At 69.3% G+C, this 9,613-nt stretch carries 9 protein-coding genes; 4 read left to right on the top strand and 5 right to left on the bottom strand.

Annotated elements, in window-relative coordinates; all coding sequences use genetic code 11:
- Positions 1-286 precede the first annotated feature (286 nt).
- Both ACFVM3_RS41080 and ACFVM3_RS41075 read left to right on the top strand, forming a co-directional pair.
- The gene (locus ACFVM3_RS41080) at positions 287-1,042 is read left to right on the top strand and encodes a DUF4253 domain-containing protein (protein WP_378445218.1); all 756 of its coding nucleotides are present in this window, start codon (positions 287-289) and stop codon (positions 1,040-1,042) included.
- Between the two features lie 51 nt (positions 1,043-1,093).
- Complete coding sequence (locus ACFVM3_RS41075) at positions 1,094-1,909, top strand: DUF72 domain-containing protein (protein ID WP_378445216.1); 816 nt, start codon at positions 1,094-1,096, stop codon at positions 1,907-1,909.
- 115 nt (positions 1,910-2,024) lie between these two features.
- Here ACFVM3_RS41075 and ACFVM3_RS41070 read toward each other — a convergent pair whose 3' ends face one another.
- Complete coding sequence (locus tag ACFVM3_RS41070) at positions 2,025-4,847, bottom strand: BTAD domain-containing putative transcriptional regulator (RefSeq protein WP_378445215.1); 2,823 nt, start codon at positions 4,845-4,847, stop codon at positions 2,025-2,027.
- 57 nt (positions 4,848-4,904) lie between these two features.
- On the opposite strand from ACFVM3_RS41070, the gene ACFVM3_RS41065 reads away from it, so the two are divergent.
- Positions 4,905-5,849 (top strand): o-succinylbenzoate synthase, encoded by a 945-nt coding sequence (locus ACFVM3_RS41065; RefSeq protein ID WP_378445213.1) that lies wholly within the window; start codon positions 4,905-4,907, stop codon positions 5,847-5,849.
- 59 nt (positions 5,850-5,908) lie between these two features.
- Here ACFVM3_RS41065 and ACFVM3_RS41060 read toward each other — a convergent pair whose 3' ends face one another.
- The 4 genes from ACFVM3_RS41060 to ACFVM3_RS41045 all read right to left on the bottom strand — a co-directional run bounded on the left by ACFVM3_RS41060 (position 5,909) and on the right by ACFVM3_RS41045 (position 9,209).
- Positions 5,909-6,817, bottom strand: coding sequence for a M23 family metallopeptidase (locus ACFVM3_RS41060; protein WP_378445211.1), 909 nt, complete (start codon positions 6,815-6,817; stop codon positions 5,909-5,911).
- Between the two features lie 158 nt (positions 6,818-6,975).
- Positions 6,976-7,566, bottom strand: coding sequence for a hypothetical protein (locus ACFVM3_RS41055; RefSeq protein WP_378445209.1), 591 nt, complete (start codon positions 7,564-7,566; stop codon positions 6,976-6,978).
- A gap of 78 nt (positions 7,567-7,644) precedes the next feature.
- On the bottom strand, positions 7,645-8,439 hold the full coding sequence (locus ACFVM3_RS41050; protein ID WP_378445207.1) for a transporter substrate-binding domain-containing protein: 795 nt from the start codon (positions 8,437-8,439) through the stop codon (positions 7,645-7,647).
- Positions 8,436-9,209: a DNA polymerase beta superfamily protein gene (locus ACFVM3_RS41045; RefSeq protein WP_378445205.1), complete on the bottom strand. Its 774-nt coding sequence runs from the start codon at positions 9,207-9,209 to the stop codon at positions 8,436-8,438. Before ACFVM3_RS41045 ends, ACFVM3_RS41050 begins: the two co-directional genes overlap by 4 nt.
- A 129-nt stretch (positions 9,210-9,338) precedes the next feature.
- Between ACFVM3_RS41045 and ACFVM3_RS41040 the strand changes: the two genes are divergently transcribed.
- Positions 9,339-9,563 (top strand): PspC domain-containing protein, encoded by a 225-nt coding sequence (locus tag ACFVM3_RS41040; RefSeq protein ID WP_126730366.1) that lies wholly within the window; start codon positions 9,339-9,341, stop codon positions 9,561-9,563.
- Positions 9,564-9,613 lie beyond the last annotated feature (50 nt).

Raw genomic sequence — 9,613 nt, 5'->3', positions numbered from 1 at the left:
AGGAAGGGGGCCTTCATGTACTTCGCGGCCGATCGCCGCCCGCCGACCCCGCGCCAACGCGTTGCGAAAACCGCTTTCGCAACCTTCAACGTTGCGAAAGTGGCTTTCGCGACAGCACCTCCGCCGCCCCAGCGAGTCCACTGTGGACAGACTCTGTGGCCACTGTGACACCAGGGACACCTGAGGCACCCGTCCCGAGATCCCGCAAACGGGGTATCGAAAACTGTCGGTGCTTCGAACTAGTGTTCGGGTAGAGTTGACCGAACACCAGTTCGAGGGGAAGCCGATGACGATCGCACCGTTCCGCCCGGGTACGCCGCCCGTCCAGACCCTGCCGCCCGGCCGGTGGCACGGCCGGATCTGGGTTTCGGATCTGCCCTTGGCCAGGCCGGAGCGCTACACCGGCTGCGTCGCCGAGTTCGACCGCTCCGGTCTGTGGCCGGTGCTGATCCCGCACGACCAGCGCTTCGCCGCCAACGGCGAGGATTGGATCGACGACCGCGGCAGGCTCGCCCCCGCCGATCACCGGATCTCCTCGGTGGACCCGGCCGAGGTCCTGGCCCGCTGGTGGGACACGTCGTGCTGCGACGGCGCCTGCCTGCGCCCGTTCGGCGCGAAGTTCCCCGGGCTCGCCCGCCGTCCGTCGCGCCGGGCGGATCCGCTGGCCGAGGCGGGTAACACCGGGTCGATTTTGGCGGCGCGCGGGCAGCACCGGCTGGCCCTGGTGCAGACGGAACGGCCCGCCGACATCCCGGCGATCCTCGGCTGGACAGGCATGATCAAGGCGACCGACCAGGTCCACGAGCTGTCCGCGGTCCTGCGCAGCTGGGAAGACCGTTTCGGCGCGACGCTCACGGTGCTGGGCTTCGATTCGCTGGAGCTGTCGGTGGCCGCGCCGCCACGCACCCAGGGCCGCGCGCTCACCGTCGCCGCCGAACACCGGGCGTTCTGCCTGCCCTCGTTCGCCGGTCAGCCGGGCACTCTGCGCGAGTTCGCCTCCAGCCTGGTCCAGACCCGCCGTTGGCGGTTCTCGTGGGCGTGAGCCGGCGTTTATCTCCCCAAGAGAGGGGAATCTGGGCGACACGGGAAGGCGGTGATCGACGTCGCGGAGCTGAGGATCGGCACTTCGGGCTGGCGCTACCCACCGTGGCGCGGGGACTTCTACCCCCGCGGCCTGGTGCAGCGGCGCGAGCTGGAATACCTGTCGTCCCGGATGAACTCGGCCGAGATCAACGGCTCGTTCTACTCATTGCAGCGTCCCGAGCGGTACCGGGCGTGGGCCGAGGAGACACCGGACGACTTCGTCTTCTCCGTCAAGGGTGGCCGCTTCATCACGCATATGAAGCAACTGCGTGACGTCGAGACGCCGCTGGCGAACTTCTTCGCGTCCGGCGTACTGGCGCTCGGCCGGAAACTGGGGCCGTTCCTCTGGCAGCTGCCGCCGCGGCTGGCGTTCGACGCCGAGCGCGTCGAGGCGTTCTTCAAGCTGTTGCCGCGCACCAGTGACGCCGCCGCCAAGCTCGCGCGCAAGCACGACGACAAGCTTAAGGCCGAGCCGCACACCGATCCGAAGCCTCGCCGGAAGCTCCGGCACGCCGTCGAAGTACGGCATCCGAGCTTCGCCGAGCCCGAAAGCCTCGAACTGTTCCGGAAACACGGCATCGCGCTCGTGGTCGCCGACACCGCGGGCAAGTTCCCGTTCGTCGACGAGATGACGAGCGACGAGTTCGCGTACGTCCGTCTGCACGGCGACGAGGAGCTGTACGTCAGCGGGTACAGCGACAAGGCCTTGGAGAAGTGGGCCCGGAAGATCAAGGGCTGGGGCCGCGACACGTACGTCTACTTCGACAACGACGTCAAGGTCGAGGCGCCGAAGAACGCGATCACCCTCGCGAAACAGCTGGCTTGACCCGCGCACGCTGCACAGTCAGCGCGCAGTGAGCGGTGTCCGGTTAGGTGACATGTGCGGGCACGGGCGTACTCGCGTGCTGCAACTGGGGGTCGGCACGCCGGGCGCCCGTGCCTCACTCCGCCTTGGCCGTTTCGCCGACGAGCGAGGCCAGCTTCGTCCGGACGTCCTCGGCGTCGGGATGCGCCAGCTCGGTCAGCACCCGGACCGAACGCAGCCAGCACTCCCGCGCCGACGAGGGATCACCGAGCCGCAGATGGATTCCGCCGAGCTGGGCAAGCACGTCGGCCGCCTCGTAGAGCTCGCCGTGGGCGAAGAACATCTCGACAGCGCGCCGCATACAGGCGATGCCCTCGTCGCCCCGGCCGAGCCCGACCAGGGCGGTCCCCTTGGTGTGCAGGGTGAAGCGGGCTTCGTCGGGGAGAGCGTGCGCCTCCAGCGCCAAGGCCTGATCGGCGAAATCGAGTGCCTGCTCGAAGCGGCCCGCCTGGGTGCAGATGTCGCCGAGGGCCTGCAAGGCGCTGGACTCCATGCCGGCGCCGACCTTGCTCTCCCGGATGAGCCTCAACGCGCGCGTCCCGTATTCCCAACCGGTTTCGGGGTCCTGGCTGGCCAGCGTGAGGTTGTAGAGGGCTCTCGCCTCGCCTTGCCGGTCTCCGACCTGCCGTTGCAGTTCGACGACCTGCTTCAGGTAGGCGATGCTGTCGTCGTACTGGCGGGCGACTCCGCAGGCCACGCCGAGCCCGCTGAGAATGGCGGCCTCGCCGGAGCGGTCCCCCAGATCGCGGGCGGCGCGGAGCGCCACGCCGAACACCGAACGCCAGTCCTCCAGCCGCGCTCGCACGATGAAGTACGACTGCAGCAGCCATGCCAGCTGCCAGCACTCCCGGTACCGCCGCTCCCGGTACGCGACGTTCACCGCGGCGATGAGGTTCCCCGCCTCCTCGTCGAACCAGTCGAGCGCCTGCTCGTAATGCCCGAACCGCAGGCCGTCGCCGTCGAACCGCTCGGGTTCGACGAGCCGGTAGTGCCGTTCCGGGCGCAGGAGCCTCGACGCGTTCAACGCCGAGGCCAGCGACGCGTGGAGCAGCCTGTCGAGCACGGCCGTCCGCGCTTCGGGCCCGTCGATCTTCGCCGAAAGCTCGGCCGCGTACGCGCGGATCAGGTCGTGGAACTGGTAGCGGCCGGGCTTGGACCGCGCGATCAGGTGCGCGGACGCGAGTTTCGCCAGATCCTCGTGCGCTTCGGCGATGTCGACCCCGCCCACCGCCGCGGCCGCGGGCACGCTGAAGTCGCCACCGGTGGGCAGGCCGAGCAGCCGCAGCAGCCGCGCGGCCCGTTCGTCGAGCGCGCGGTACGAGTACGAGAAGACGGCCCGGATGTTCGTTTCGTCGCCGTCGGCGAGGTCGAACGAGCCCAGCCGGTCCTGTTCGGCTTCCAGCAGCCGGACGAACTCCCTCAACCCGAGATCCGGGAACTGGGCCGCCCGCACCGCGAGGATCCGGATGGCCAGCGGCAGCCCGCCGCAGTACCGGACGAACCGTTCGGTGGCCTCGGGATCTTCGGCGACCCGGTCCAGCCCGATCGTCGACGCGAGGAGGGCGATCGCGTCCTCGTCCGGCAATTCCTCCAGCGCGACGCGCCGCGCGCCATGGGTCGCCACGAGCGCCTGCAACTGCCAGCGGCTGGTCACCAGCACCAGGCAGCCAGGACCGGGCAGCAACGGCCTGATCTGTTCGGTGCTCGCGGCGTTGTCGAGCAGGATCAGCATCCGGCGGCCTGCGCTGTAGGTGCGCCAGGTGGCCGCGCGCCCGTCGACGTCGGCGGGGATCCGGTCGGCGGGGACACCGACGGAAACGAGCATGGTTTCGAGCGCGGTGGCGGCCTCGACCGGCTCCCCCGGGCCGTAGCCGCGCAGGTTGAGGTACACCTGCCCGCCGGGGAAGCGGTCTCCGACCTCGTGCGCGAAATGGACGGCGAGCGTCGTCTTGCCGATACCGCCCATCCCCTCGATCGACGCGATGGACGTCGAGCGCTCGGTGTCCAGCGCCTCGGGGACGAGGCCGTGCAGCGCCTTGAGGTCGCGTTGGCGGCCGGAGAACACCCGGAGATCGGCGGGAAGCTGCCGCGGGATCAACGGTTCGGCGCCGAGCCGGTACCGCGTCAGCTCTGAGTCCAATGTGGTCTCACCGGACTCTTCACCGGTCAGGATGGCTTGGTGCGCCCGCTGCAGCGACGCGCCGGGGTCGAGGCCGAGTTCTTCGGCGAGCACCGCGCCGATCCGGCGGTAGACGTCGAGCGCTTCGGCCTGCCTCCCGGACCGGTAGAGCGCGATCATCAGCTGTTCGTGCAGCCGCTCCCGCAGCGGGTTCTCGCGGCACAACCTGGTCAACTCGGGAACGACGGTGGCGTGATCGCCGAGGGCGATGAGCGCGTCGGCCCACTGCTCACGCACGCGTAACCGCTCTTCGCCCAACTGGTCGGCTTCGTCCCGAAGCAGTGCTTCGGAGTGGACGTTCTGCAACGCCGGGCCACGCCACTCGGCCAAGGCGGCGGCGAACCGGTCCGCGGCCACGCGCAGGTCACCGTCCCGCGCGGCCTCCGTTCCGGCCGCGGCGAGTGCCCGGAACCGGGCGAGGTCGAGCAGCTTCTCGTCGAGTTCGAGCAGGTAACCGCCGCGTTCGGTGCGGATGGTGACGTCGTCGCCGAGCGCGCGCCGGACCCGCAGGATGTAGGTCTGCAGTGCGCCCTTGGACCGCCGCCGGTCGTCCGGCCACAGCCACCGGCCCAGTTCCTCGACCGGCACCACCGTGTTCGCGCGCAGCAACAGACCGGCCAGCACGATGAGCGGCCTGCTGCCGCCCAAGGGCACCGGCAGCCCGTCCGCCGTGACCTCCGTGGGCCCCAGCACGCGAAAGTCGAGTGCCACATCGCTCATTCTGTCCGGAACCGGAGAAAACGGCACGTGATTCCCGCGGTGGCATGATCGGTGCCGATGGACGTCTACGCGATCCCCCTGCGCACACGGTTCCGTGGCATCACCGTCCGTGAAGGACTGCTGATCCGCGGCGAAGCGGGCTGGGGCGAATTCTGCCCGTTCTCCGACTACTCCGACGCCGAGAGCGCGCCGTGGCTGGCCTCCGCCCTGGAGGCGAGCGAACGCGGCTGGCCGTCGCCGGTGCGGGAGAGCGTCGAGGTGAACGCGACCGTCCCGGTGGTGTCCCCGGACAAGGCCTACGAACTCGTGTCCGCGTCGGGCTGCCGCACGGCGAAGGTGAAGGTCGCCGACCCGCGGGTGAGCCTCGCGGAGGACTGCGCCCGCGTGGAGGCGGTGCGGTCCGCGCTGGGCCCGCGAGGCGCGGTCCGCGTCGACGCGAACATGGCCTGGGACGTGGACACCGCGGTCAAGGCCATCGGTGAACTGGACCGCGCGGCGGACGGCCTCGAATACGTCGAGCAGCCGTGCCCGTCGATCGAGGAGCTGGCGGACGTCCGGCGCCGGGTCGATGTGCGGATCGCCGCGGACGAATCGATCCGCCGGGCCGAGGACCCGCTCAAGGTGGCCGTGGCGGGAGCGGCCGACATCGCCATCCTGAAGGTCGCGCCGCTGGGCGGGGTCCTGCGCGCGCTTGAGGTCGCGGAAGCGTGCGGGCTGCCGTGCGTGGTGTCGTCCGCCGTCGAGACGAGCGTCGGTCTCGCCGCCGGGCTGGCGCTCGCGGGCGCACTGCCCACTTTGGACTTCGCGTGCGGACTGGGCACGATGTCCTTGCTGACGGGGGATGTCTGCGGCGACTCACTGTCCCCTGTGGACGGTCGACTGCCGGTGCCACTTCGGGCTCCCGCTCCCGATCTGTTCGCCGCCCACGCCGCCGCCCCGGACGTCCGGGCGGCCTGGGAAGCCCGCCTCACCCGCGTCCGCACCCACCTCCCGATGCCATGAAAGGTCCTTTCCTTGCAAATTTCGCAAGGAAAGGACCTTTCATGGCGTTCGGGAGAAGATCAGCTGCAGTGCTCGAAAGGCGATTCGTAGCTGGTGGAACCCGCCGAGCCGCCCCACCGGACGCACTTCGCTCCGGCGGCCGCGCTCACCGGGCCCGCGTAGTACTCGAAGCTGCCGGAGTCGGTCTTCCGCGCCGAACCCTGGACTTCGAGGAAGGCCGAAACCGCGCTGCCCGTGCCGACCGAGGTGGACTTGATGGTGGTGACGCAGTTGTTCTGGTTCGCGGAGTTGTACAGCAGGTAAGCGGTCGCGGCGCTGCCGAGCGCCTGCGAGTCGATCACCTTGTAGCCGTCGCCGCACACCTCGACGGCGTCGTACGGGTTGGGGTTCCCGGTGCCGCTGCAGGTGTTCTTCGAGGTCACGTTGGCGTTGGGGTAGCCGAACCGCACACCGTTGAAGTACGCGGGCTGGATGTTGCTCGGCCAAGACGAGTCGTTGGTGCGGACCTCGTAGTGCAGGTGCGGGCTGATGTTGTTGCCCGGCTTGGAGGTGTTGCCGACCTCGCCGATCTTCTGCCCCTGCGCGACCTGCGCGTTGAGCGCGACCGAGCGGACCTTCAGGTGCGCATAGTAGGTCGACCACCCCCCACCGTGGTCGATCTTCACCAGGTTGCCGAACCCGTTGGCCGAACCCTGGTGCGCCGAGATGACGACCTTGCCCGCCGCCGCCGCGACCACGGTGTCGCCGAGGTCCGCCCCCGCGGAACTGCCGCGGTTGAAGTCGATTTCGTAGGCCCGGTGCGCGCTGCTGTTGTCGTTGTCGCCGTTCCACACCTGGTTGCAGGGGAACGGGAGCTGGAAGTTGGGACGCGGCCCGACGGCGGCCTCGGCCGACGTCGCGGTGATCGCCAGCCCGGCCATGCCCAGCAAGGCGGTGGCGGCCGCCGTGACCACTCGTCTGAATCTCATCGGATGTCCTTTCTCGGCGTTTCGCGAGAAGCGTCCCGAAAGGGCGTACAAGCGAGATACAAACGACCACGAGCCCTCCTGGCCGAGGGGACCAGGAGGACTCGTGCCGCCTCCGCACCGGGACCGTCCGCGTCTTCCCCGTCCCCGGTGCGGATGTCTCAGCCGACCCGCTCGATGGTGGCCCGGCGGATCAGGAACTTCCCTGGTTCGCGGACCTGTTCGAAGGCCGCGTTGTTCAGCAGCGCGCAACTGCCGGAGACGCCGGTGACCTCGACCGTCGTGGACTTGTCGTTGTCCAGGTTCGTCACCTTCAGCTTGGTGCCCGCCGGGAATTCGCTACTGGACGCCGCGGGTGCGCCGCCCTCGCCGGACAGCGTCACCGTGGAGCCCTGGCAGACGACTTCTCCTTCCCCGGCGGCCGCCGCTCCCTGATCGGCCACGGCGTCGCCCTGCTCGGCGGCCTGGACGTCCTCGGTGCACCCCGCGGCTTCGCGGCGCTGCTGGATGAGGTCGACGACGGCCTGCCGGTTCGCGATCCGCGCCCCGGACTGCGCGTCCGGCTCCGCCTGCTGGCCCGCGATGAAGTCCAGGTTGTTCCGGAGGGCGCTGTCCAGTCCCTGGCAGCTTTCCGAGGCCCGCCCGTCCGGAGTGCTGATCGCGAACATCGCCGCGGCGATGGCGGCCACCCCGAGAACGGACGCGATGCCGATCGTCGCACGCTTGCGGTGTTTCCCGACACTGTTCATCATCGGTGCTTCCTCCGGTCTGGTTCCTCCTCACCCACATCCAGGGATACGGCCGGGTAACGGAAGTGGTTCAAACCGATTTCAGCCGAGCCAGGGTTTCGCGATCCGCGCGTAGGTGCCGTCGTTCAGCGCGAGATGCAGCCACTGGTCGGCCCACTCCTTGAACACGATGTCGCGCGGCATCAGGTACGCCTTCTCCGAGAAGGTGAACGGCTCGTCGGGATGCACCGCGCACAGGCGCGGGTTCTGCTTTGCCTGCCAACGGGTTTCGGTCGCGTCGGTGATCATGAGATCGGCGCGGCCAGCCAGGATCTCGGCGAAGATCGTGTTGTTGTCCGGATGACGGACGATGGTCGCGCGCTTGAGATTGGCGTCGGCGAACTGTTCGTTGGTACCGCCCGGATTCACGATCACCCGGACGCCCGGCTGGTCGATCTGCTCCAGTGTCTGGAACCGTTTTTCGTTCTCGCACAAGGTGATCGGTGTCTTGCCGTCACGAAGATAGGGAACGCCGTAGAAGCCCTTCTTCGCGCGGTCCAACGTCACCGACACCCCGCCCATCGCCAGATCGCATTTCCGCCCGACGTCGTCGGCGATCGCCTTCCAGGTGGTCTGGACCAGATGGAGCCGGACGCCGAGCCGCTTCGCGAGGTCGCCCGCGAGGTCGATGTCGATCCCGCTCCACGCGCCCGCCGCGTCGCGATAGGTGAACGGGCGATAGTCGCCCGTCGAACACACGCGGATCTCGCCGCGAGCCTGAACGAAGTCGAGCCTGCTCTGCGCGCCATGACCTTCGGGCGCGGCGCCGGCCGTGCCGATTCCCAGCACGGTCAGCACCGCGACCCCGAACGTGAGCACTTTCGCTTTGATCGTCATCCAGGCATTTTCCACGCCCGGAGGTAGGCCTGCACGAGCCAAGCGTCGACCCAGGCGGTGTCGGGCTCCTCCGGCAGCGGCGAGGCCCCGCGCACGAGTTCGCCGAGACGGCTCTCGAGGGTCTCGGCCGCTTCCAAGGCTTCCTCGCGGGTTTTCTTGCCCTGCCTCAGATCGCGGAGCCAGCCAAGCCACGGTTCGGGGACCGGCAACGTGATCCGCCCGGTCTCCAGCAGCTCCACGCCCTGGACGCCGAGGCGCACCATGTGCATGGCGAACTTCGTGTCGAAGCCGTACTTCTCGATCAGCTCCGGCCGTCCGGCCTTGCCCCGCAGCCCCAGCATCCGCTCGCGCTGCGCGCGGGAGTAGCCGAGGAACCGCAGCCCCGCGCGGCGCGAGACGATCCGGTGCGCGTTCTCACGCAGTTCGGCACCGAGCTCGTCGATCGCCACGATCTCGGTCTCGGGCGCGAACAGCGGCAACAGCACGGTCGGGTTCCCGTTGAGCACGAGCCGCAGCCACTTGCGCAACGAGTAGACGATCAGGTCGAGGTCGCCGGGACCGGACCGGACGCCTTCGGGCTGCGAGCGGAAGATGTACTGCTCGAACCGCTTCAGGCCGATGACGTGGTCCGGCGGCTCGACGCAGATGCCGAGTTCGTCGCGGTCGTCCTGGCCGAGCACGGCGGTACCGTGCAGGCCGGACCCGACCTGGCAGCGCAGGATGGTGCCCTGCTCGGCGATGGCGGCGAATTCGGGGCTGTCGTGTTTCACCGGAGAAGTCGTACCAGCGCGGACACGCTCCGGGCATCCGGTTTTCCGGCCCCTCAGGGTCGGATTCCAGGGTCGGCTCGGGGCCGTTCCCCGATGTGCCGGGGGTCGTTCCGGAGCGAATATTGAGCCATGACCAACAGCGTGTACACCCCCCAGGCCACCAAGAAGCTCTACCGCAGCCGCACCGACAAGATGGTCGCGGGCGTCGCCGGCGGCTGGGCCGCCTACCTCGGCGTCGACGCCGCGATCCTGCGCATCGCCCTCGTGGCGGGCGTCTTCTTCACCGCCGGATTCGCGATCCCGCTCTACGCCGCCGCGTGGCTACTGACTCCGGAACAGCCGGGCGAATCCTGACTGGGCGGACGCCGCGCGCAGGGGGCGCGGCGTCCAAGTGGCAGGGGGAC

It is taken from the genome of Amycolatopsis sp. NPDC057786 (genome assembly GCF_042797905.1).
Classification (GTDB): domain Bacteria; phylum Actinomycetota; class Actinomycetes; order Mycobacteriales; family Pseudonocardiaceae; genus Amycolatopsis.
This window is presented reverse-complemented; position numbering and strand designations above follow the sequence as displayed.